This is a genomic window from Isoptericola croceus (genome assembly GCF_029382255.1).
GTDB classification, from domain to species: domain Bacteria; phylum Actinomycetota; class Actinomycetes; order Actinomycetales; family Cellulomonadaceae; genus Isoptericola; species Isoptericola croceus.
The window spans coordinates 1-23,516 of the sequence record NZ_JARLLG010000016.1; the positions used below are offsets into that span (position 1 = coordinate 1).

Annotated in this window: 19 protein-coding genes; 10 read left to right on the forward strand and 9 right to left on the reverse strand. The window is 70.7% G+C overall.

Annotated elements, in window-relative coordinates:
* Positions 1 to 209 precede the first annotated feature (209 nt).
* The 3 genes from PZC42_RS20365 (at position 210) to PZC42_RS20375 (ending at position 5,421) form a co-directional block, all read left to right on the forward strand.
* Positions 210 to 1,547 (forward strand): MFS transporter, encoded by a 1,338-nt coding sequence (locus tag PZC42_RS20365; protein WP_277213852.1) that lies wholly within the window; start codon positions 210 to 212, stop codon positions 1,545 to 1,547.
* A 117-nt stretch (positions 1,548 to 1,664) separates the two neighbouring features.
* Positions 1,665 to 3,797 carry a SpoIIE family protein phosphatase gene (locus tag PZC42_RS20370; RefSeq protein WP_277213854.1) on the forward strand — a complete coding sequence of 711 codons (2,133 nt, stop codon included), beginning with the start codon at positions 1,665 to 1,667 and terminating at the stop codon, positions 3,795 to 3,797.
* 151 nt (positions 3,798 to 3,948) lie between these two features.
* Positions 3,949 to 5,421, forward strand: a complete 1,473-nt coding sequence (locus PZC42_RS20375) for a DHA2 family efflux MFS transporter permease subunit (RefSeq protein WP_277213856.1) — start codon at positions 3,949 to 3,951, stop codon at positions 5,419 to 5,421.
* Positions 5,422 to 5,443: 22 nt separating this feature from the next.
* On the opposite strand, the gene PZC42_RS20380 is transcribed toward PZC42_RS20375, so the two are convergent.
* Positions 5,444 to 6,916, reverse strand: a complete 1,473-nt coding sequence (locus PZC42_RS20380; RefSeq protein ID WP_277213858.1) for a CCA tRNA nucleotidyltransferase — start codon at positions 6,914 to 6,916, stop codon at positions 5,444 to 5,446.
* Positions 6,917 to 7,071: 155 nt separating this feature from the next.
* On the opposite strand from PZC42_RS20380, the gene PZC42_RS20385 reads away from it, so the two are divergent.
* The 6 genes from PZC42_RS20385 (at position 7,072) to trxA (ending at position 15,016) form a co-directional block, all read left to right on the forward strand.
* Complete coding sequence (locus tag PZC42_RS20385; protein WP_277213860.1) at positions 7,072 to 7,692, forward strand: NUDIX hydrolase; 621 nt, start codon at positions 7,072 to 7,074, stop codon at positions 7,690 to 7,692.
* 10 nt (positions 7,693 to 7,702) lie between these two features.
* A complete protein-coding gene (locus tag PZC42_RS20390) occupies positions 7,703 to 9,817 on the forward strand; it encodes a DUF6049 family protein (protein ID WP_277213862.1) in 2,115 nt (704 codons plus the stop codon).
* On the forward strand, positions 9,814 to 11,565 hold the full coding sequence (murJ, locus tag PZC42_RS20395) for a murein biosynthesis integral membrane protein MurJ (protein ID WP_277213864.1): 1,752 nt from the start codon (positions 9,814 to 9,816) through the stop codon (positions 11,563 to 11,565). The genes PZC42_RS20390 and murJ overlap by 4 nt, the downstream gene beginning before the upstream one ends.
* A gap of 103 nt (positions 11,566 to 11,668) precedes the next feature.
* On the forward strand, positions 11,669 to 13,558 hold the full coding sequence (locus PZC42_RS20400; protein WP_277213866.1) for a protein kinase family protein: 1,890 nt from the start codon (positions 11,669 to 11,671) through the stop codon (positions 13,556 to 13,558).
* Positions 13,559 to 13,640: 82 nt separating this feature from the next.
* Positions 13,641 to 14,660: a thioredoxin-disulfide reductase gene (gene trxB / locus PZC42_RS20405; RefSeq protein WP_277213868.1), complete on the forward strand. Its 1,020-nt coding sequence runs from the start codon at positions 13,641 to 13,643 to the stop codon at positions 14,658 to 14,660.
* 32 nt (positions 14,661 to 14,692) lie between these two features.
* Entirely contained in the window at positions 14,693 to 15,016 is a 324-nt protein-coding gene (trxA, locus tag PZC42_RS20410) for a thioredoxin (RefSeq protein ID WP_277213870.1), read from the forward strand.
* 434 nt (positions 15,017 to 15,450) lie between these two features.
* On the opposite strand, the gene PZC42_RS20415 is transcribed toward trxA, so the two are convergent.
* From PZC42_RS20415 to rpmH, 8 genes are all read right to left on the reverse strand, one after another.
* Positions 15,451 to 16,806, reverse strand: coding sequence for a ParB/RepB/Spo0J family partition protein (locus tag PZC42_RS20415; RefSeq protein ID WP_277213872.1), 1,356 nt, complete (start codon positions 16,804 to 16,806; stop codon positions 15,451 to 15,453).
* A gap of 109 nt (positions 16,807 to 16,915) precedes the next feature.
* Positions 16,916 to 17,986, reverse strand: coding sequence for a ParA family protein (locus PZC42_RS20420; protein WP_438802980.1), 1,071 nt, complete (start codon positions 17,984 to 17,986; stop codon positions 16,916 to 16,918).
* Between the two features lie 194 nt (positions 17,987 to 18,180).
* Positions 18,181 to 18,819, reverse strand: a complete 639-nt coding sequence (rsmG, locus tag PZC42_RS20425) for a 16S rRNA (guanine(527)-N(7))-methyltransferase RsmG (protein ID WP_277213875.1) — start codon at positions 18,817 to 18,819, stop codon at positions 18,181 to 18,183.
* 110 nt (positions 18,820 to 18,929) lie between these two features.
* Complete coding sequence (locus PZC42_RS20430) at positions 18,930 to 19,454, reverse strand: Jag family protein (RefSeq protein ID WP_277213877.1); 525 nt, start codon at positions 19,452 to 19,454, stop codon at positions 18,930 to 18,932.
* Positions 19,455 to 19,461: 7 nt separating this feature from the next.
* Positions 19,462 to 20,403, reverse strand: a complete 942-nt coding sequence (gene yidC / locus PZC42_RS20435; protein WP_277213878.1) for a membrane protein insertase YidC — start codon at positions 20,401 to 20,403, stop codon at positions 19,462 to 19,464.
* A gap of 55 nt (positions 20,404 to 20,458) precedes the next feature.
* Positions 20,459 to 20,755 carry a membrane protein insertion efficiency factor YidD gene (gene yidD / locus PZC42_RS20440; protein WP_277213880.1) on the reverse strand — a complete coding sequence of 99 codons (297 nt, stop codon included), beginning with the start codon at positions 20,753 to 20,755 and terminating at the stop codon, positions 20,459 to 20,461.
* The gene (gene rnpA, locus PZC42_RS20445) at positions 20,752 to 21,111 is read right to left on the reverse strand and encodes a ribonuclease P protein component (RefSeq protein ID WP_277213882.1); all 360 of its coding nucleotides are present in this window, start codon (positions 21,109 to 21,111) and stop codon (positions 20,752 to 20,754) included. Before rnpA ends, yidD begins: the two co-directional genes overlap by 4 nt.
* Before the next feature lie 3 nt (positions 21,112 to 21,114).
* Complete coding sequence (rpmH, locus tag PZC42_RS20450) at positions 21,115 to 21,252, reverse strand: 50S ribosomal protein L34 (protein WP_012880118.1); 138 nt, start codon at positions 21,250 to 21,252, stop codon at positions 21,115 to 21,117.
* A 316-nt stretch (positions 21,253 to 21,568) separates the two neighbouring features.
* On the opposite strand from rpmH, the gene dnaA reads away from it, so the two are divergent.
* On the forward strand, positions 21,569 to 22,996 hold the full coding sequence (dnaA, locus tag PZC42_RS20455; protein WP_277213888.1) for a chromosomal replication initiator protein DnaA: 1,428 nt from the start codon (positions 21,569 to 21,571) through the stop codon (positions 22,994 to 22,996).
* Positions 22,997 to 23,516: the final 520 nt, after the last annotated feature.

Below are 23,516 nucleotides of genomic sequence, written 5' to 3' on the forward strand. Positions count from 1 at the left end.
CGCGACCATCCAGGTGGAGCGCTGACCCGGAGCGAGCTTGCGAGCGCACCGTGAGGTAGCGCCGCGCTCGTCGAGGTAGCGCAGGCATGCACGACGGCGGAGCTTCCGCCGTCGTGCACGTTCGGTCTCCAGGACCTTGCGCTACCTCGCCCGGCTCTGCGCTACCTCAGCGGACCGGGGCGCTACCTCGACGTGAAAGGCTGGCCCGTGTGGGAGCCATCACCGAGACCTGGCAAGACCTGCGCGCTCTGCTGCGCCTGCCGGGGTTCCGGCGGCTCTTCGCCGTCCGCCTCGTCTCCCAGACGGGCGACGGCATGTTCCAGGTGGGCCTGGCCTCCCTGCTGTTCTTCTCCCCGGAGCGCGCCGGGACGGCCGCCGGTGTCGCGGGTGCCTTCGCGATCATGCTGGCGCCCTTCACCCTGGTCGGGCCGTTCGCCGGGGTCTTCCTCGACCGGTGGCGTCGCCGACAGGTGCTCGCGGTCGGCAACGGGGTGCGACTGGTCCTGACGGGTGCGATGGCGGCGGTGATGCTGACCGGCGGGCTCGCCGGTGCGGGCGAGGCGTGGGTCATCGTCCTCGGTCTGGCGGCCCTGAGCGTGAACCGCTTCCTGCTGGCGGCCCTGAGCGCCGGCCTCCCCCGCGTCGTCGACGGCCCGCTGCTACTCACCGCGAACTCCCTGACCCCGACGCTCGGCGCGGGCGCGATCTTCGTCGGTGGCGGTATCGGCTTCATCCTCGGGCTAGGCCTGCCCCCGGGCCGGATGCACGACGCCGCCGCCCTGGTCTGCGCGGCGGTCGTCTTCGGCGTCGCGGCGCTGCTCGCGCTGCGCCTGGGCCGGGACCAGCTCGGTCCTGAGCACCCGGCACGCGGACGCCTCGGGGTGGAGGTCGTGGCCGTCGCGCGCGGCCTGGTTGACGGTGCCCGGTACCTCGTCGCCCGCCGGACGCCAGGTCAGGGCCTCCTCGTCATGGCGGCGCACCGCTTCCTCTACGGTGTGGTGTTCATCGCGGCGATCCTCATCTCGCGCAACCTGCTGGCCGAGCCCGGGAACACCTCGGCGGGCCTGGCGAACTTCGCCCTCGTCATCGCGATGACGGGCGCCGGCGGGGCCGGGGCGGTGCTGATCACACCGGTGCTGTCGCGGCGTACCGGGCCGCAGGTGTGGATCGTGTGCATGCTGCTGCTCGCCGCGGCCTCGCAGCTCCTGCTGGCCACCACGCCGTCGCGCACCGTGATCCTGCTCGGCGCGGGCCTGCTGGGCCTGGCGGCGCAGAGCGCGAAGATCGCCGTCGACACCATCGTGCAGCGGGACACCCATGACGACTACCGGGGCCGCGCCTTCGCGTTCTACGACGTCCTGTACAACGCGGCGTTCGTCGGCGCCGCCGTCCTCGCCGCGTTCGCGGTGCCCGACGCCGGCTGGTCGCGCGGTCTCTTCATCCTCCTCGCGCTGGCGTACATCGCGGTGGCGGCGCTGATGTGGTTCCGCGGTGCCCGGACCCCTGTCGACGTCGGCCCTTTCCCTTCCCCGGCACCGCGTCCTTGACGCGCGACGCACCGATGTACGACCGCCATTGTGGACAGGTACGTCCGCGCGCCGGATGATGGACATCTAGTACAGGGTGCCGCGTCGTCGGCCAAGACCGGGCGAAGGGTGGTCAGGATGGCGGGCCCGCACTCACCGACCCCCGAGAACCTCCTGGCCGCCGAGAACGTTCTGCCCGACCTCGGCCCCGACTTCACCGACCCGGCGCGGGTCGCCACCGGCGGCGCGGTGCTGCTCCTGGACACGTCGACGCAACGGGTCGTCGACGCGAACCCGGTCGCCGTCCGCCTGGCCGGCGGCATGGGCATCCCGAACTCGCTCGCGTCCTGGTGCACCGCGGCGGGCATCGTCCCGGTGTCGGTGCGCCAGGACCCGGCCGAGGCGATCCTGGCGGCACTGCGCGAGGGTCGCGGCATCGCCGTCCGTTCCACGCGGCACGGCGACGACGGCACGTCGTGGGCGGTCGGCCTCTCCCTCACCGGGGCACCCGACCGGCTCGCGGACCGGGCACTCCTCGTGCTGCTGCCGGGCTCCGGCCTCCGAGAGTCCTCGATGCCCGACGCGGCGCTGGAAGGCCTGCAGATGCGCGCCGCCGTGGCGAGCCACCTCAGCTTCACCATCTCCGACCCGTCGCTGCCCGACGACCCCCTGGTCTGGGTCAACCCGGCGTTCTGCCAAGTGACGGGCTACACCGCCGAGGAGGCGCTCGGCCGCAACTGCCGGTTCCTGCAGGGCGAGGGTACGGACCGGAGCGCCGTGGCACGCATCCACGCCGCGCTCGAGGCGGGCGAGGCCGTGGGCGAGACCCTGCTCAACCACCGCAAGGACGGCACCGCGTTCTGGAACCAGGTCATCGTCTCGCCCGTGCACGACGAGGACGGGCGGGTCACCCATCACGTCGGCATCCAGGCCGACGTCACCGAACGCATACACACCGAACGACGGCACGTCCTCGAGCTCGACGAGGTGAACCGGGAGAACCAGCGGCTCAGCCTCCTCGCCACGATCACCCAGGCGCTCGTCGCGCTGTTCGACGAGGACTCCGGCGCCGCCCTCCTGCCCGAGCTGGTGGCGCCGCACTTCGGCACCTGGTGCGCCGTCGTCGTGGTCGACGACGACGGCCAGCCACGGCTCGTGCACGGCGCCGCCCGCGACCCTCGGCGGGCCGAGGACATCGCGCTGCTCGAGGGATCGCACCGCTGGGTCCGTGAGTCCCCCTCGATCCTGCACGTGCTGTCGACCCACCACACGGACGTCCCTGCACCGTTCCCTGTCGACATCGACTCGTTGCCGTCACGGACCACCCCGGAGGAGCTCGCGGCCCTGGAACGGCTGGGTCTCGGCACAGCGCTCGTGGTCCCGCTGCGTGGGCGCGACCGCCACACCGGCGTGCTGATCGTCGTCAGCGAGGAGGACGACGCCTTCACCGGCGACGACCTCCACGACATCGTGGCGCTCGGTGCCCGCGCCGGGCTCGCCCTCGACAACGCCCGCCTCTACCACCGCGAGCACCAGACCGCGCTGACGCTCCAGCGGAGCATGCTGCCCGAGATCGTCGCCGCCCCGGGCCTCGACTGCGCCGCCCTCTACGACCCGGCGTCCGACGGCGCGGACGTGGGCGGTGACTGGTACGACGTGGTGCCGCTGCCCACCGGGCGTGTCGCCGTCACGGTGGGTGACGTCGTCGGGCACGACGTCAGGGCGGCGGCCTCGATGGGACAGCTCCGCTCGGTCATCCGCACCGAGGCATGGACCGGCCGCTCGCCCGCGGAGGTCGTCGCCGTGATGGACGGCCTGGTGCGGGGCCTCGGGATGGCCGACGTGGCGACCTGCGTGTTCGCCGTCGTCGAGCTCCCGGACGCCTCCGGCGACCGGCGCGTGGCCTACACCCGCAGCGGGCACCCGGCACCGCTGCTCCTGAGGGCCGAGGGTGGTGTGGAGCTCCTCGACGACGCCCTGACGACACCGGTCGGGGCGCCGACCGTCGGTGACGAGGTCCCGGAGGGCTCGGTCGTCCTCCACCCGGGCGACGCCCTCTTCCTCTTCACCGACGGGCTGGTCGAGCGGCGGAACCGGTCGTTGCGCACCCAGCTCGACCACCTCACCACGTCCGCCCGCGAGCTGCCGCCAGGGCTGGACGCCGCCGGGCTGCGCGACACGCTCGTCGAGGCCTGCGCCGACGGCGTGCGGGAGGACGACACGTGCGTGCTGGTGGTGCGCAACATCCCCGACGCGCCGACCGACGACTGAGTCCGGTCCCCCGGCACCGATGAGTCTCGGCCGGAAATGAGGTCGCTGCGGCCGAGGGAATATCGCATCCTGGTGACGCCTTGATCTGACGGGTCAGTCCGTGCGCAGCGTCGCCCGCGGTCGGCAACGATCGACGAACCGGAGGGGACACATGTCTGCACGCACCACCGAGGCTCCGCCCGGCTCCCCGGCGTCGAGCGAGGACAGGCTGCCGCGCGAGCACGTCCGGGTCATCGCCCTGCTGCTGGTGTCCGCGTTCGTGGTGATCCTCAACGAGACCACCATGGGCGTCGCCCTGCCGGCGGTCATGGACGAGTTCGTCATCCCGGAGTCGTCCGGCCAGTGGCTGACCACCGGCTTCCTGCTCACCATGGCCGTCGTCATCCCGGCCACGGGCTGGCTCCTGCAGCGGCTCGGCACCCGCGGCGCGTTCATCCTTGCGATGTCCCTGTTCACCACAGGCACCTTCCTCGCCGCAATCGCGCCGGTCTTCGGGCTGCTCGTCGCCGCCCGTGTGGTGCAGGCGTCGGGCACCGCGATCATGATGCCGCTGCTCATGACGACCGTCATGAGCACCGTCCCGCCGCACCGTCGTGGGCGCGTGATGGGCAACGTGTCGCTGGTCATCGCGGTCGCCCCGGCGTTCGGCCCGACCCTCTCCGGCGCCGTCGTCACCGCACTGGGGTGGCGCGAGGTCTTCTGGGTCGTGCTCCCGATCTCTGCGGTGTCGCTCCTCCTCGGGGCGTTGCTGGTGCGGGACGTCGCGGACCGTGCGCGCACGCGCCTCGACCCGATCTCACTGATACTCGCGGCAGGGGCGTTCGGCGGGCTCGTCTACGGGCTCTCGGCGCTCGGCGAGGCGGCGCAGCACGCGATGCCTGTCTCCCCGGCAGTACCGCTCGTGGCGGGCGCGATGGTCCTCGGCCTCTTCGTGTGGCGTCAGATCGCCCTGCAGCGAACCGATGCCGCGCTGCTCGACCTGCGCGTCTTCCGGGCACAGGGCTTCACCGTGGGGCTCTCGGTGATGGCGGTCAGCATGATCGCGATGTTCGGCATGATCATCGGGCTCCCGCTCGTCCTGCAGAAGGCGATGGGCCTGGAGGCGCTCACCAGCGGCCTGCTCATGCTGCCCGGTGGCCTGCTGATGGGGCTGCTGGGCCCGGTGGTCGGGCGTCTCTACGACCGCGTCGGGCCGCGGCCGCTCGTGATCCCCGGTGTCACCGCCGTCGGCGTCGCGATGCTGCTCTTCGCGACGCTGTCGCCGACGTCGCCGCTGTGGTGGGTGGTCGTGGGCCACCTCGTGCTGAGCCTGGGGCTGGCGTTCATCTTCACGCCGACGTTCACCTCGGCGCTCGGTGGGCTCAAGCCGTCGCTGTACTCCCACGGCTCGGCCGCGGTCGCGACGGTCCAGCAGCTCGCGGGTGCTGCCGGCACGGCGCTCTTCGTCGCGCTGCTCACCCTGCGGAAGGTGTCGATGGTCGACGCCGGCGCCTCGGAGGCGGAGGCGACGGCGGGCGGTGCGCAGCTCGCCTTCACCGTGGCCGCCGTCGTCGTCGTGGCGGCACTCGTCCTGGCCACGCGACTGCGCAAGTCGGAGGCACCGGTGGGCGCTGCCGGCCACTGAGGCCCGTACGGCCTGGTGGGCGTCACCCCTGGCGCGCCGCCCACCAGGCCGTCAGCTCCGCCGTCGCGCGCTCCTCGCCGAGCGGGCCGTGCTCCATGCGCAGCGCCAGGAGGTGCTGGTAGGCCGCGCCGACGTCGCGCCCCGGCGGGATGCCGAGGATCGCCATGATCTGCGTCCCGTCGAGGTCTGGGCGGATCGAGTCGATCTCCTCCTGCTCGCGCAGGCGGGCGATGCGCTCCTCCAGGTCGGTGTAGGCGTCGGCGAGCCGCCGTGCCTTGCGCCGGTTGCGCGTGGTGCAGTCGGCCCGGGTGAGCCGGTGCAGACGCTCCAGCAGGGGGCCGGCGTCGGTGACGTACCGCCGCACCGCGGAGTCGGTCCAGGCACCCTCGCCGTAACCGTGGAAGCGCAGGTGCAGCTCGACGAGCCGGGCCACGTCCTTGACCACCTGCTTCTCGAACTTCAGGGCCCGCAGCCGCTTGGCGACCATCTTCGCCCCGACCACCTCGTGATGGTGGAAGCTGACGCCGCCGCCGGGCTCGAAGCGGCGCGTGGGGGGCTTGCCGATGTCGTGCAGCAGTGCGGCCAGGCGCAGCACGAGGTCCGGGGCCGGCACCGCGCCGTCGGGCCCGGTCTCCTGCGCGATCGCCTGGTCGAGCACGATGAGGGAGTGCTCGTACACGTCCTTGTGCCGGTGGTGCTCGTCGATCTCGAGCCGCAGAGCGGGCAGCTCGGGCAGCACGTGGTCGGCCATGCCGGTGTCGGTCAGGACCTCGAGCCCTGCCCGCGGCGACGGCGCGCACAGCAGCTTGCTCAGCTCGGCCTGGACGCGCTCGGCGGAGACGATGTCGAGGCGCGGGGCCATGTCCACGATCGCGGCGCGGGTCGCCGGCTCGACGGCGAACCCGAGCTGGGCCGCGAAGCGCGCGGCCCGGAGCATGCGCAGCGGGTCGTCGTCGAACGACCGCTCGGGGGCGATGGGGGTGCGCAGGACCTTTGCGGCGAGGTCGGAGAGCCCGCCGTACGGGTCGACGAACGTCAGGTCCGGCAGCCGCACGGCCATCGCGTTGACGGTGAAGTCGCGTCGCGACAGGTCGCCGTCGAGCGAGTCGCCGAACGCCACGACGGGCTTGCGCGAGGCGGCGTCGTACTCGTCGGTGCGGTACGTCGTGACCTCGACGACCGTGTCCGCACCGGTGGCACCGCCGAACCGGCGCGCCCCGATGGTGCCGAACTCCTTGCCGATGTCCCAGTGCGCGTCACCCCAGCGAGCGAGGATCCGTTGCGTCTCGTCGGGCGAGGCGGACGTCGCGAAGTCCAGGTCGGCGCTCGCGCGGCCGAGGAACGCGTCGCGCACAGGTCCGCCCACGAGGGACAGCTCGTGCCCGGCCGCGGCAAAGGTCTCGCCGAGCTCGACGGCCGCGGGGGCCATCCGGGTCAGCACGCTCAGGGCCTGGTGGAGGAGCTGGGCGGGGGCAGGGTTCGCAGGGGTCGACACGACGTCCCATCCTCCCAGATCGCGGACCCGCCCGCGTCGACTCCGGCGACCGCGCCGGCTTGCCCCTTTTGCCCAGGTTGCGGCTGGCCGCTCTCCCGGCGTTCCGTGGGTCGCGGCTCGTCCGGGCGCCCCGGCGAACTCGGTAGGGTGTGCCCATGTCTTCTGCGGCACCGGCGCCAGGCGCTCCCGACGGGCGTCCGTCCGTGCCGGTGCCCGTCCCGCCCGGCGGACACCCCCTGCGGGTCGACCCTGCCCGCCGGCAGGGCAGCCAGGCCACGTCGTCGGCGAGCCCTGGGGCCGCCGCCGCCGCGTCGGGTCACCTGCCCGTCGTGGACGAGACGTCGGCGGGCGGGCTCGTCGTCGAGCGACACGTCTCCGGGCACCGCGCCGCCGTGATCCTGCGACGCAACCGCGCCGGCCGTCTGGAGATGTGCCTGCCGAAGGGACACCTGGAGGGCCGCGAGACCCCGGAGGAGGCGGCAGTCCGCGAGATCCGGGAGGAGACCGGCATCGTCGGGACGATCCGCGGCACGCTCGGGGTGATCGACTACTGGTTCAGCGGCGAGGACCGTCGCGTCCACAAGGTGGTGCACCACTTCCTCCTGCGGTCCGAGGGCGGGACGATCACCGCGGCCGGCGACCCCGACGGCGAGGCGGAGGACGCCTGCTGGGTCCCGCTCACCGAGCTGCCCGAGCGCCTTGCCTACCCGAACGAGCAGCGTCTCGCCGCCGCGGCGATGCAGACCCTGTCCCGCAGCCCAGAGCTCGTCGAGTGAGGGTCGCCGCGTGATCCGTTCCCGTGCCGCGGAGGTTCTCCCCCGCGCCCTCGCCGTGGTCGTGGCCGCACTCCTGCTCGTCACCGTGCTCGTCGCCGCGCCGTCGGAGGCCTCGGCGCACGACGGCGTCACGATCGAGATCGTGGACATGTCGCCCACCGTGGTGGGCCCGGACAGCACCCAGGAGGTGACCGTACGTGTCACCAACGGCACGGGCCGGGCCCTCAGCGGGCTGAGCGCCGATCTCGGTGTCGGGTGGCGCGCGATCTCGACTCGCGCCGCGGTGGCGAGCTGGGCCGACGACAGCTCGACGCGCACGGCAGGCCGTCAGCTGAGCCTTCCTCTCGACGAGCTGGCGTCCGGGGAGTCCGAGGACGTGACGTTCGAGCTGCGGGTCGCCGCGCTCCAGCTGGGGCCGGACGCCGCGTGGGGCCCGCGGGAGCTCTCGGTGGAGGTGCGGGGCGACGACGGCACGATCGACGTGCTGCACTCGTTCCTGCTCTACGACCCCGACGAGGGCACCCAGCGGTCTGGACGGACCGCCCCGGGGCCGGTGGGTCTCGCGATGGTCGCCCCGCTCACGGGTCCGGCCCTGGACCCGGCGGCACCCGATGCGTACAACTCGACACTGTCGGAACGTACGTCTTCCGGCGGCGCCTACGACCGCCTGCTCTCGGCGGCGAGCACGCCCGAGTCGCCCCTCTCGCTTGCCGTCGACCCGGCCGTCGTCGCCATCGCGGCTACGTCCTCCGAGGAGGACATGAGCGCCTGGGCCGCCCGTCTGCAGCGCCCCGACACCGCCGACGTCGTCACCCTCCCTCCGTACGACACCGACATCGCAGCACTCGCGCACGCCGGCATCCAACCCAGCGACCTGCGCACCGTCACCCACGCGCCCGGCCTGCTGCCCACCGGCTGGTCGGCACCGGAGGCCTGGGACACCCAGGTCGCCTGGCCAGAAGGCGCCGCCGACCTCGAGACCGTCACCGCCGCGCGCTCGGCCGGGACGCATCACGTCCTCGTCGCGAACGGCCTCGAGCCGGCGACAGGCATCACCGCCTCGGCCACCGACACCCTGGCCACCGCGGCAGGCGACGTCACGGTCGTCGTGGCTGACACCGCTCTCGGCGACGCCCTCGCGGCCAGCACCGCGGAGGATGCCGGAGGTACAGCGGCCGCCGCCACCCAACGGCTGCTCGCCGACACCGCGGTGCTCGCCACGACAGCAGCCGAGTCCGGGACCGCCGTCACGGTCGTCGCGGCGATGCCACGGGGCTGGTCCCCGGACGTCGAGACCTACACCGCCGTCACCTCCGGCCTCACCGCCCAGGACTGGGTGGACGTCGTCCCCCTCACGGACGTGCTCGAGGCCGAGCCGTCCGACGCACCGCGTACCGCCCTCCCCCAGCGCCTCGTCGACGATGCCGAGCTGCGACCCGGCGCCGTGCGGAACCTCGTCGAGGACCTGGACGGCCTCGTGGCGTTCGCCTCCGTCGCCACCGACCCGGCTGCCCTCACGGGGAACGTCGACCGCGACCTCGTCGCACCCCTCGCCGTCGCCTACCGCGACGACAGGGGGGCGCGGGACGCCGCGGGTCAGCTCGCCCGGGTACGCGCCGACCAGCTCCGGTCCGGGATCCGGGTGATCGGGCGCGCCGACGTCCTGCTGATCAGCGACACCGGCAACCTGCCCGTCCGGGTGCGCAACGACCTCCCCGTCGACGCCACCGTCACCGTCGCGCTGCGACCCGACGACCCCCGACTGATCGTCGAGACGTCACCGACCGTCGTCGTGCCGGCCGGTGAGTCCCGTGATGCGCAGGTGCGCGTCCGCGCGATCGGCTCCGGCGACGCGAACCTGGAGGTGCAGGTGCTCGCCCCGAGCGGCGCCGCGGTGGCTGCACCCACCGAGTTCGCCGTCCAGGTCCGTGCCGGCTGGGAGACCGTCGGCACATCGGTGATGGCCGTCGGTGTGGGACTGCTCTTCCTCGCCGGGATCTGGCGTACCGTGCGACGCGGCCGCTCCGACAGCCGCACCACGGCCGACGTCGCCGAGACCGTGGCCCCGCTGGACCCCGCGACGCACCACCCGTCGCCGCACACCCCGGAGGATCCCCAGGCATGACCACCGAGAACCCCGACCAGGCCGGTCCGGGCGCCGTCCCCCCCGAGGCCGGTGCCTCCGCGGCCGGTGCCTCCGCGGCCGGCGTGCCGTCGGCAGGCTCCGGGGTGCGCAAGGCCAGCCTGGGCCGGGGATCGATCGCCATGTCCCTGGGGACGACGGCGTCGCGCGCGTCCGGCCTGGTGCGCACGATGCTCCTGGTCGCCTGCATCAGCACCGTCGGGACGGCCGCCGACGCGTTCGACATCGCCAACAAGCTGCCGAACATGCTGTTCGCCCTCATCTCGGCCGGTGTGCTGCAGTCCGTCCTCGTCCCCCAGATCCTGCGTTCGATGCAGGCGCACAACGCGCGAGAGCGCCTCGACAAGCTGCTGAGCATCTCCGGCCTCGGCCTGCTGTCCGGCACCATCGTGCTCGTGGCCGCCGCGCCGCTGGTCGTGCACCTGATGACGCTCAGCGACGCCTGGACACCCGAGGCCCGTGAGCTCGCGACGGTCTTCGCCTATTGGTGCCTGCCACAGGTCTTCTTCTACGGGCTGTACACGCTGCTCGGCCAGGTGCTCAGCGCCCACGGGAAGTTCGCCGCCTACGGGTGGGCGCCCGTCGCGAACAACGTCGTCTCGCTGATCGGGTTCGGTGCGTTCCTGATCCTCTTCGGCCGGTCACCCTCCGGGGGGATCAACGACCTGGCGAGCTGGACGACGACGCAGACGCTGCTGCTGGCCGGCACGGCGACGCTGGGCATCGCGGTGCAGGCCCTGCTCCTGATCCTCCCGCTGCGCCGGGCCGGGTTCCGGTGGGGCTTCCGGCTCGGGTTGCGCGGCATCGGGCTGCGCTCGGCCGGGAAGGTCGTGGGCTGGACGCTCGGTGCCGTCGCGCTCGAGCAGCTCGGGGTCGTCTACCTGACCAACGTCCTCGGCGCGGCCGGTCAGTTCGCCAGCGACGCCGGGGACGTCGCCGCGGGCAACGCGGCGTACACCAACGCCATGACGATCTACCTGCTGCCGCACTCCATCGTGGTGGTCTCGATCGTCACGGTCCTGTTCCCCCGCATGAGTGCGGCCGTGGCCGCGAACGACCTGCCGGGCGTGCGTCGGGACATGTCCCTCGGCCTGCGGTCCGCGGGAGTCTTCTCGGTGTTCTCGGCCACCGCGCTAATCGTGCTCGCCGCGCCGCTCACCCGATCGCTCCTCCCCGGCACCGACGCCGTCGCCATCGAGGCCGTCGCCCCCGTCCTGCGCGCGATGGCGATCGGCGCGATCGCCCTCGGCGCGACGGTCCTGGTGCGGCGCATGTACTTCGCGTTCGAGGACGGCCGCAGCGTGTTCGTCATCCAGATCATCGCGACCGTTTCCCTGGTCGTGGCCCTGTGGGTGGCGACGATGACCCTGCCGATCACGGCCTGGGCGATCGCGGCCGGCGGTGCCTTCGCACTGTCCACCTGGATCTCGTTGCTACTGCGCGTCCGCGGCATGAGCCGCAAGCTTCACGGCATGGACGGACCCCGTGTCCTGCGGCTGTACGTGCGCGCCGGTGTCTCCGCCGTCGTTGCCGGCGGCCTCGGATGGCTCGTGGTCCACCTGATGGACGGGTCGGCGTCGTCGACCTGGCCCCACGCCGTCCTCGTGACGGTCGTCGCCGGACTCGTCATGGGTGCCGTCTACCTGGGGATGCTGAAGCTGCTGCGCGTCCAGGAGCTCGACGACGCACTCGCCCCGATCCTGCGACGCACGCGCCGGAGCGCGGGATGACCGGACTTCTGACCGGTACTTCGCTCTACCATGGACCGATGGAACGCACAGGCTCACCCGGTCGGTGCACACTTCCCCACCACACCCCCACGGAGGCCTCCCAGTGAGCACCGTCCAGCCCGGGACCGTCATGGTCGATCGTTACCGGCTGACCCAGCCCGCGAGCACGGACCTGGCGACGGCGGAGGCCTGGGAGGCGCACGACCAGATCCTCGACCGGCCGGTGCGCGTCACGTTCGTGGACGGGCCTGCAGCACCGGCCGCGCTCGACGCCGCCCGCCGGGCGGCGTTGGTCTCCGACTCACGGTTGTGCCGCGTGCTCGACGTCGGGACCACCGACTTCGGCACCGGTGAGCGCTCCTACGTCATCACCGAGCCCTTCACCGGCGAGTCCCTCACCCAGATCGTCTCCCGCGGGCTGGTGGACGCCCAGCAGGCCCGCGCCCTCGTGGGAGAGGCGGCGACCGCCCTCGAGGCCGCCCGTCAGCGCGGTGTGCACCACTGCGCCCTGCGGCCCGAAGCCGTGCGCGTCGACGGGCACCGCGTCGTGGTCACCGGTCTCGGCATCGACGCCGGCCTCGCCGGGATCGAGCCGTCGGACACCGACGCGGCGGCAGCGGACGCCCGAGGCCTGGTCGCGCTCGGCTACTACGCGCTGACCGCGCGGTGGGCGGCCGACAGCCTCGAGGTCCCCTGGATCGCGCCCGACGCGGTCCGTCCGCTGCCGGCCCAGACCGGACCGGACGGCGTCGTCCCGGTCTCGGAGCTCGTGCCGCACGTCGACGAGGAGATCGACGTGCTGGTCCGCCGCACGTTCTGCAGCGGTGACGACGGCGGCGGTGGCCCGGCCAGCCCGGCAGACATCGTCGCGGCGCTCGAGCCGTGGGGGCAGGTGTCCGTCGTGGCCGCCCTGCCGCAGTTCGTCCAACCTCCCGAGCGTCCGGTGCGCTCGTCGGTCCTGGGGGCCGGCAGCCCCGCAGGTTCCGGCTCCCGCCCGGGGACGCCGCCGCCCGCACCGCCGGTGCGGCGACCTACGGGTGGTCGGATCGCACGGGCTGGTGCCGTCGGGGCCGGCGCCGGTGCGGTCGCCGGCGCAGCCTACGGCCAGCCCACCGCGGCCGGTGCCGTCCCGCCGCCCACCGGTCAGCAGCCCGTCCCGGCCTACGGCCAGACGGCCGCCTACGGGCAGGCGCCCGTGCCGACTCAGCACCCGGTCCCGCCTCCCGGTCCGCCGGCGACGGGGGGATATCCCGTGCCCGGTGCGTACGGCGCGCCCGCAGCCGCGACGCAAGGACCACCGCCACCGGAATCCAGTCCGACGACCGGTGGTTTCGCCTCCACCGCTGCCCCGAAGAAGCGCGGGGTCAACCCGACGCCGATCGTGCTCGGCGTCCTGCTCGTCGGCGTCGTGCTGGCCGCGATCTGGGCGATGTCCCAGGCCCTCCGGCCGATCAGCACGGAGCCCCCGCCCGCCGCCCAGACCACGCAGGAGGCGACCGAGGGCACCGAGGACTCGGACGACCCGGCCGACGCCGAACCCACCGAGGCCGAGACGCCCGAGGTACGGCCCATCATCGAGTCCGGTGACCAGCTCGACCCGTTCCGTGACGGTGAGGGTGAGCACCCCGAGGCCGTCGAGCTCGCCTACGACGCCGACCCGTCGACCTTCTGGTACACCCGCACCTATCTCAACAACCCGAACTGGGGCGGGTTCACCGAGGGCGCCGGATACGGGGTCGAGCTGCGTGACCCGGCTCCGGTGTCCCAGGTCGAGATCAGCACCAACAGCAGCGGCGGAGCCTGGCAGCTCCGGTCGACCGGCCTCGACGACCCCACCGGTGGTGACCTGCTGGCCGAGGGCTCGTTCTCGGAGGAGACAGTCATCGAGCTGGACGAGTCGGTGATCGTCGAGTCCCTGGTGCTGTGGGTCACCGAGCTGCCCACGTCCAACGGTGACTACCGGCTCGAGATCAACGAGATCACGCTGTCCTGACGTCCGGAACATCGCAGGTGCTCGGGATGTTGACCCCTGATGCCGGTCCGCACCGGTACCGAACCGACCCGCAGGAGTAGATGTGACCGACCAGCCGACCCCTCCGGCCAGCACCGACGCGGCACTGCACGACATCGTCATCGTCGGCTCCGGGCCCGCGGGATACACCGCCGCGATCTACGCGGCGCGTGCCGGCCTGGCCCCCGTAGTGGTCGCCGGCTCCGTCACGGCCGGTGGTGCCCTGATGAACACCACGGAGGTCGAGAACTTCCCGGGGTTCCCGCCCGGCATCCAGGGGCCGGACCTCATGGAAGCCATGCGCGAGCAGGCCGAGAAGTTTGGCGCCATGGTGCTCTGGGACGACGCCGAGTCCCTCGACCTGACCGGCGACGTCAAGACCGTCGTCACCGGAGGTGGCGAGACCTTCCGGTCCCGGACCGTCATCCTCGCCACAGGATCCGCCTATCGCGAGCTCGGGCTCCCCGAGGAGAAGCAGCTCTCCGGACGCGGTGTCTCCTGGTGCGCCACGTGCGACGGCTTCTTTTTCCGTGACCAGCACATCGCCGTCGTCGGCGGTGGTGACTCCGCGATGGAAGAAGCGACCTTCTTGACCCGCTTTGCGTCGAAGGTCACGGTTATCCACCGACGCGACGGTCTCCGGGCCTCGAAGATCATGGCTGACCGCGCACTGGCCGATCCGAAGATCGACTTCGCGTGGAACAGCGAGGTCGTCGGCATCCACGGCGAGGACAAGGTCGCCGGTGTGCGCCTGCGCGACACCATCACCGGCGCCGAGCGTGACCTCGACGTCACCGGCCTGTTCGTCGCCATCGGGCACGACCCGCGCAGCGAGCTCCTCACCGGCCAGGTCGACCTCGACACCGAGGGCTACGTCATTGCGGAGGGACGCTCGACGCGCACCAACCTTCCCGGAGTCTTCGCCTGCGGAGACCTCGTCGACCACACCTACCGCCAGGCGATCACGGCCGCCGGGTCGGGTTGCTCCGCGGCGCTGGACGCCCAGGCCTACCTCTCCGAGCTGGCCGACCTGGACGGCGAGCCCGAGCCGGAGCAGCTGCCGGCAGCGCTCGACGCCGTCTGACCACCCGCATCTCGCACATCGAAGGAGCGCCCATGCCTACCGTCGCCGTCACTGACGAGACCTTCCAGACTGAGGTCCTCGAGTCCGATGTCCCCGTCCTCGTCGACTTCTGGGCGACCTGGTGCGGCCCGTGCCGCATGGTCGCACCGATCCTCGAGGAGCTCTCGGACGAGTACGAGGGCAAGGTGAAGATCGTCAAGCTCGACACCGACGCCAACCAGGCGACGACCATGGCGTACGGAATCACGTCCATCCCGACGCTCAACGTCTACTCCGGTGGTGAGATCGTGAAGTCGATCATCGGTGCGCGTCCCAAGCGCGCGCTCGCCGAGGAGATCGACGGCGTCCTCGCCTGAGACTCCACATCTGACCGCCCGACGGCGGCCGCACCTGCTCCTCCCGAGACAGGTACGGCCGCCGTCGGCGTCTCTGCCACCGAACGAGCGCGTCAATCGAGTCACCTCGGGCCGCATGTTTCACGTGAAACACGTCCGGGCCGTCACGCGGTGCCGCGCATGACGCGAGCTCGTCTACCTCGAGTTGGGGACCAGACGCTCGGATGGCACGGCGCCGATGCGGTCCGGCACCAGGTTCAGGCCAGAGCGTCGCGAACTGTCCGCACTACCCTCCCCCGAGCCCATGGCACCTCGGGGTCGACACCCGCCGGTCGCTCACCGCGCCGAACCGCAGTCTGCCCGACTGTGCTCGCTTCTCCTAGCGTTGCCACATGACAAGGGCCCGGCATGTTTCACGTGAAACATGCCGGGCCCTTCATGGAGCCGTCGAGTCCTCAGGAGGGAGCGAAGCCCGGGTCCTCCGGTGCCATGACGGCAAGGATCCGGTTGAGGTCCTCGACCGAGGCGAACTCCACCGTCACCTTCCCCTTCGTCTTGCCCAGGTTCACCTTCACGCGCGTCTCGAAGCGATCGGACAGGCGTGTTGCGAGCTCGTCCATCGCCTCGCTCCGCTGACCCGCTCGAGGCGCCCGCGCGGCGGGCTTCTCGTCGGATCCTTCCGCGACGAGCGTGACGATCTCCTCCGTCGCGCGAACTGACAGGCCCTCCGAGACGATCCGCTGCGCGAGGCGCTCGATCTCCGCGCCGTCAGTGAGCCCGAGCAGTGCACGGGCATGGCCGGCTGACAGGACGCCGGCAGCCACGCGCCGCTGCACCAACGGTGGCAGCTTCAGCAATCGCAGGGTGTTGGAGATCTGTGGACGGGACCGCGCGATGCGCGTCGCCAGCTCCTCGTGCGTGCAACCGAAGTCATCCAACAGCTGGCGATAGGCAGCGGCCTCCTCCAGCGGATTCAGTGCAGCGCGGTGCAGGTTCTCCAGCAGCGCGTCGCGCAACATGTCCGAGTCGTCGGTGGAGCGGATGATGGCAGGAATCGACGCGAGGCCAGCCTCCTGCGCAGCACGCCACCGACGCTCACCCATGATGAGCTCGAAGCCTGCCGAGGCGTCCGGGTCCGGGCGCACGACGATCGGCTGCAGGACCCCGATCTCCCTGATCGAATCGACGAGCTCGTCGAGCTCGCCCTCGTCGAAGACGCTACGGGGCTGGCGGGTGTTCGGGCGGATCTCGTCGACGGGAACCTCGGCGAACTGTGCCCCGGGCACCGGGAGCAGGCCGTCCTGTCCCTCGGCGTCGGCGCGCACCCCTTGGTCCGCGGAGGAGCTCGCCTCCGCACCAGCAGACTCGGTCGCCGACGCCGGGTCGGCCGGCGCGTCGTGCTCGGTGATCTCGATGACCCCGACGGTCCCCAGCCCGGAGACAGCTGCCTCGTCAGCGGCGCTCGACTCGGCTTCCCATCGTTCTGCGAGCCCTGCCAGTGCCGAGACCGGGTCAAGCCCGTCGTCCTCGGCACGGCTCCCCCCGTTGATGCTCAGGCGCCCCCCGGCGATGGCAGAGTCCCAGGAGGCGGACCGACGGCCCGCACGCTCGGCACCGCTCGGCGAGCTGTCTGACCCGTCTCCGTCCTCAGGGCCCACCGCCGGGTCGTCCGAGGCCGTGAGCACGGTGCCGGGCGTCTTCTCCTCCTCGTCGCGTTGGCCGAAGAAGACGTCGACCGGCTTCTCCTGAGGCGGGCCTTGGGGAATCAGCGCCCCGAGTCCACGGCCGAGCCCTCGCTTCTTCTGGCTCATGATCCACCAGCCTCCTGGTTCCGTCCGGGTGTCGGCCCGTCGTCGTGGTCTCCCGGTGTCGCGCGTGCGGACCGCCGCGATTCACCATACTGCTTCGATGCTACGCGCGTCATTGCAGGTCAGCGCGCTGAACGGCATACTCCGCGATCTCGCGTGCTGCCTCGAGGTAAGCCAGTGCGCCCGTCGAACCCGGGTCGTAGGTCATCACCGTCTGTCCGTACGAGGGCGCCTCGGAGATCCTCACGGACCGTGGAACGGTGGTCCGCAATGTCTGGTCCGGGAAGTGCTGACGCACCTCCGCGGCCACCTGCTGCGCAAGATTGGTGCGTCCGTCGTACATCGTGAGCAAGATCGTCGAGACAACCAGGTCGGGATTCAGGTGTGCCTTGATGAGCTCGATCGTCTTGAGCAGCTGACTCAACCCTTCGAGCGCGTAGTACTCGCACTGGATCGGGATGAGCACCTCACGACCGGTGACGAACGCGTTCACCGTCAGCAGGCCGAGGCTCGGCGGGCAGTCGACGAAGACATAGTCGATCGGGTCCTCACCGCGTGCGGTGCGCTCGTCGAGGTACCGGTCGAGCGCCTTGCGCAGCCTCGTCTCGCGAGACACGAGGGAGACGAGCTCGATCTCCGCACCAGATAGGTCGATCGTCGCGGGAACCGCCCACAGGCCGTCCACGTCGGGGCACGCCTGTACTGCGGACTCGATCGGCTCGTCCTCCACCAACACCTCGTAGATCGAGGGGGTCCCCGCGCGATGCTCGATCCCGAGCGCGGTGGACGCGTTGCCCTGAGGGTCGTTGTCGATGACGAGCACCTTCAGCCCGGCGCGTGCCAAGCCGGCGGCGAGGTTCACGGTCGTCGTCGTCTTCCCGACGCCACCCTTCTGGTTGGCGACCGTGATGATCCGGGTTCGATCCGGACGCGGGAATCGCCGCCCGTCCAGCTCGATCCGCCGTCGCGCATCCACCGCAAGCTGTGCAGCCAGCGGAGTGTCTTCATCGACCTCCGGGACCGAGGACTTCAGCGCCTCACGGTGAAAGTCGACGTCCTCACCTGAAGGGTTGTACCCAGGCCACGACCGGACGGGTGTTTCACGTGAAACATCGGCATCACGCGCCTCGGGGTTGCTCCAGGTACCACTCCCGGACGTCGCGTCCGGGTGGTCGGCGCTCATGCTCACGGGTCGTTCCTCCACGTCGCGTCGCACGTCGGTGCAGTTCCGCGCTCACTCTACGGCCTCGCGCCCACGCCCGCGGCGATGACACCCACAGGCACGGAGCCTCGTCCGGGATCGGCCGATACATCGACTGCGCCCCGGCATGTTTCACGTGAAACATGCCGGGGCGCTGCCACGGAAGCACTGACTCGCTATCGACGACGGATGCGCAGCACGGTGGTCGCCTCGACGCCGTCGACCGTTCGCCCTTCCAAGATCTCCGGCTCGCCCTGGGCAAGCTTGCGGAGCACCTTCCGCGCCGGCTCGATCTCCTGCTCGACATTGCGGCCCTTGAGCACGACCAGCTCGCCGCCGGACCTGACGAGAGGCAGGCTGATCCTCGCCAGCTTCGACAGCGCGGCCACCGCCCGCGACGTCACCGCGTCAAGCTCAAGGGCGCCGTCGTACTCCTCTGCCCGCCCGCGCTGGACGACGACGTTCCCCAGGTCGAGGTCGGCGACGATCTCCTCGAGCCAGGCCGTCCGCCGCTCCATCGGCTCGATCAGATGGACCTGGGCGTCGGGTCGCATGATGGCGATGACGATCCCCGGAAGCCCTGCACCGGATCCGATGTCCGCCACGGAGTTCGCAGCCGACAGGAACGGCACCACCGCTGCCGAGTTGAGGATGTGTCGTTCCCACAGGCGATCGACCTCGCGGGGGCCGATCAGCCCGCGCAGCTCACCTTCATCCCGGAGCCGAGCATGGAAGCGGGCCACCGCCTCGTAGTGCTCGCCGAAGTACTCACGCACTGCGGCACTCGTGCCGATCATCTCGTCCGTTCCCACCATGCCCACCATCCTGTCATTCCGCCTGGGCTGCCGCTGTGACGTCCACCGAGTCGCTCAGACGCGACAGGGCCCGCTGTTTCACGTGAAACAGCGGGCCCTCTCCTCGGCCTTCAGTCCCCGGAGGGAGCTGCTCCCGGGTGCACCACCACGTACCGATGAGGCTCCATACCTGCCGAGTCGCTCGTGAGGCCGGCGGCAGCCACGGCGTCGTGCACCACCTTGCGCTCGAAGGCGTTCATCGGCGCCAACGAAACCGTCTCGCCGGAGTCCTGGACGCGTGCGATCGTGTCCCCGGCCAGGGACTCGATCTCGGCACGTCGTCCGGCGCGGAAACCGCCGACGTCGAGCATCAGTCGGCTCCGCTCCCCGGTCTTCGCCTGCACTGCGAGACGAGTCAGGTCCTGCAGCGCTTCCAGCACCTCACCGTCCTTCCCGACCAGCACGTCCAGCGAGCGTGGGGAGTCCTCCGACACCACCTCGACCGCTGCCCGTTCGTGATGGATGTCCAGGTCGATGTCCCCGTCGAGGTCGGCGATGTCGAGCAGCTCCTCGAGGTAGTCCGCGGCGACCTCGCCCTCCTCCTCGAGACGTGCCACCAACGTCTTGCCGTTCTCCGGCGTCGCGTCGCTCGTCATCGCTACCTCACCTCTTCTTCTTCTTGCGGTTCTTCCGCACCGGCTGCTCACGCTGCCCCACAGGCTTGGGCGGCTCGATCTCCGTCGGCTCCTCCACCACGATGCCCTTCTTGGCGGCCTTCGCGGCCTGCTTCTCCTTGAGCACGCGCTCGGCCTCCGACCCCGGGGCCGGCATGCGCTTGATCGTGTAGAACTGCTGGCCCATCGACCACAGGTTGGTCGTGGTCCAGTAGATGAGCACGCCGACCGGGAAGTTCACACCCGAGACCAGGAAGATCAACGGCAGGGCGTAGAGCATCATCTTCTGGGTGTTCGCCATCGGCCCTTCGAGCGCGGCCTTCGGCATGTTCTTCATGGTCAGCTGACGCTGCGTGAAGAACGTCGTGGCGCTCATGGCCACGATGAGGAAGAGGATGACAGTCCGGGCGCCCCAGTCGTCCGTCTGCAGGAAGATGTCGGAGAGCTGGGCACCGAAGAGCGACGAGTGCTCGATGTCAGCCGCGATGCCCTGATCGATCGGACCGATGGCCGAGTCCGTGCCCGTGGAGATGTCGCCCAGGTTGTACAGCAGCCGGAACAGCGCGAAGAAGATCGGCGACTGCAGCAGGATCGGCATGCACGAGGCCATCGGGTTCGTGCCGTGCTTGCGGTAGAGCTCCATCGTCTCGCGGCCCATGGCTTCGCGCGACGAGGGATCCTTCTTGTTCTTGTACTTCTTCTGGATCGCCTGAAGCTCGGGCTGCATCATCTGCATCCCGCGGGAGGCCTTGATCTGCTTGAAGAACAACGGGATCAGCAGGATACGGATGGCGATCACCAGAGCGACGATCGACAACACCCAGGCGAAGCCGGGCCCGTCCTGGAAGCCCAGCATCGTGAAGCCCTGGTGAGACCCGTACATGATCCAGGCCACAACCCACTGGATGGGGTACAGGATGGTATCGATCATCCCGAGATGTCTCCTCTGTCGGAAAGCTGAGTCCGGGTGGCGCGATCCCGGGAGGTCAGTGCGTGTCGGCGCCGCGGTGCTCGTGCTGCCGAGCCGGCGGAACGTCGTCGACGCCGCCGAGGCTCCACGGGTTGCACCGCAGGATCCGCCAGAGGGCGAGTCCGGTCCCCCGCAGCGGTCCGTGCGTGCGGACTGCGATGAGCGCGTACTGCGAGCAGGACGGGTAGTACTTGCATGTGGGCCCGGTCATCGGCGACACGACGGCCTGATAGACGCGGATCGCGCCGACGAGCACGGCGGTGGGAACGGCGCGGATCAGCTCTCGGCTGCGTCCGAGCACGGTCTCGGTCATCTGCTCGGCTCCGTCGTCCGAGCGAGCGCCTTGTGCATGCCGCGGGAGACGTCGCGGTCGAGCCGCGCGTAGTCGGCCGTCGCAGAGGCCGGCAGGGCGCGCAGCACGACGAGGGCGTCGGCGGGAAGCTCGTCGACATGAGCAGCCGCAACGCCCCGCAACCGGCGCTTCACGAGGTTCCGGTGCACGGCGTTACCGACGGCCTTGGAGACCACCAGACCGACCAGCGGTCCGTCGGTCCGGTCGGCGGTACGGGCCAGGTGGACGACGACGGTCGAGCGCCCTGCGCGCGCGCCACGACGCACCGCTCGTTCGAAGTCGAAGGAGCGGCGCATGCGGCGCGCCGCAGGGAGCACGGCTCAGGCAGAGAGCTCGGTGCGGCCCTTGCGACGGCGGGCCGCGAGGATGGCGCGACCGGCGCGGGTGCGCATGCGCAGCCGGAAGCCGTGGGTCTTCGCGCGACGGCGGGTGTTCGGCTGGAAGGTCCGCTTGCTCACGAGGTGCTCCAAGAAACGTCGGGGAGGTACACCGTCAGTTCCTCGACGATGTCGGTCAGGTTGCAGGCCGGCGCCTGCACGGGCAGGGTGTCGACCGGGCCGACCCGAGGCCGCACACCCTGGAGAAGGGCGCGCGAAAGTATCTGGAACGGCTGTCCGACGTTACGCCGGAGGACCCGCTCCGGTCAACTTGGCCCAGGGTGACGACGACGACACCTGGACCCCCGCTCCGCCGTCGTCCACATAGATGTCCACAGGTTCCACAGGGTGTGGAAAACTATGTGGACACTGACACCGACCGCCCGGAGGAACCCCCGTGCCCCAGCCCGACGCCGACATCACCGAGGTCTGGGCACAGACCCTGGCGACCCTCGAGGCGCGGTCGGACATGACGCAGCGGCAGCTGGCCTTCATCAAGCTCGCCAAGCCGATGGCGATCCTGGAGGACACCGTCTTCATCGCGGTGCCGCACGAGCAGACCCGGAACTATCTGGAGACCAGCGTGCGGGACCAGCTCGTCTCCGCGATGTCGTCGACGCTCGCCCGAGACATCCGGTTCGGCATCACCGTCGACCCCGAGCTGAGCCACGAAGCGCTCGCCGGACCCACACAGGACTACAGCCCGCCGTCCGAGGAGCCCGAGACCTCGGTGCCCGAGCGCGTCGACGTGCGGCCCGCTCCGCCTGCGCGCAAGGAGGCGGCGGAGCCCACCCGGCTCAACCCGAAGTACATCTTCGAGACGTTCGTCATCGGGTCGTCCAACCGGTTCGCGCACGCGGCGGCCGTCGCGGTCGCGGAGGCTCCCGCCAAGGCGTACAACCCCCTCTTCATCTACGGCGACTCCGGGTTGGGCAAGACCCACCTGCTGCACGCCATCGGCCACTACGCCCACAACCTCTACCCGCACGTGCGGGTCCGGTACGTGAACTCGGAGGAGTTCACGAACGACTTCATCAACAGCATCGGCGAAGGTCGCACCGGCGCGTTCCAACGGCGGTACCGCGACGTCGACGTCCTCCTCATCGACGACATCCAGTTCCTGCAGGGCAAGGAACAGACGATGGAGGAGTTCTTCCACACCTTCAACGCGCTGCACAACGCCGACAAGCAGGTGGTCATCACCTCGGACGTCCCGCCCAAGCAGCTCGACGGCTTCGAGGACCGGCTGCGCTCACGGTTCGAGTGGGGTCTCATCACCGACGTCCAGCCGCCGGACCTCGAGACCCGCATCGCGATCCTGCGCAAGAAGGCCGCGAGCGAACGTCTCGACGTGCCGGCGGAGGTGCTCAGCTACATCGGTTCGCGCATCTCGACCAACATCCGTGAGCTCGAGGGTGCCCTCATCCGGGTGACCGCCTTCGCGAACCTCAACAAGCAGCAGGTGGACCTCGCTCTCACCGAGATCGTCCTCAAGGACCTCATCACGGACGACGACCAGGCCACCGAGATCACCCCGGCGATGGTCATCGCCCAGACCGCCGCGTACTTCGGGCTCACGATCGACGACCTCTGCGGCACGTCCCGATCGCGGGTGCTCGTCACCGCACGGCAGATCGCCATGTACCTCTGCCGCGAGCTGACCGACCTCTCTCTGCCCAAGATCGGCCAGCAGTTCGGCGGCCGGGACCACACGACGGTCATGCACGCGAACAAGAAGATCGCCGGCCAGATGGCGGAGCGTCGGTCGACGTACAACCAGGTCACCGAGCTGACGAGCCGGATCAAGCAGCAGCACCGCGGCTGATCCACAGTTCCACAGCCCTGTGGACAACCTGGTGTTCACAGGGTTGCCCACAGACCGGCGCCCGAGATCATGCGATATCGGGTGGGCTGTCCCCATCCTGTGGACCGACTCGGTGGACAACTCGCCCCATCGTCGCCCCGATCCAATTCACACCTGTGGACAAGGTTGTGGATGCCTGTGGAACACGCGGTGGAACCGGTGGATGAACGGACCACGAACGGTGGACGGCTGTGGGTACAGAAACCGTCGCCCACAGGCCCACCGAGTTGCCCACAGGTTCGCCCCCAGCCGCCTCCACAGGCTGTCAACAGCGCTGACCTGCGCAGACATGGCTTTTCCCCATGATCCACAACCCCTACGACGACGATGAACGTGTTTCTCCGAGGAAGAGGGCAAGACGCCTTCGAAGGGCTGGGCGGCCTGTGCGGTGCACCCTTCCTCCTCGGCCTCGGCACGGTAGGGTTTGCACGGACGACGGCGCTGCTGCCAGGCATGTCGTCGTACCGCACGAGCACACTGA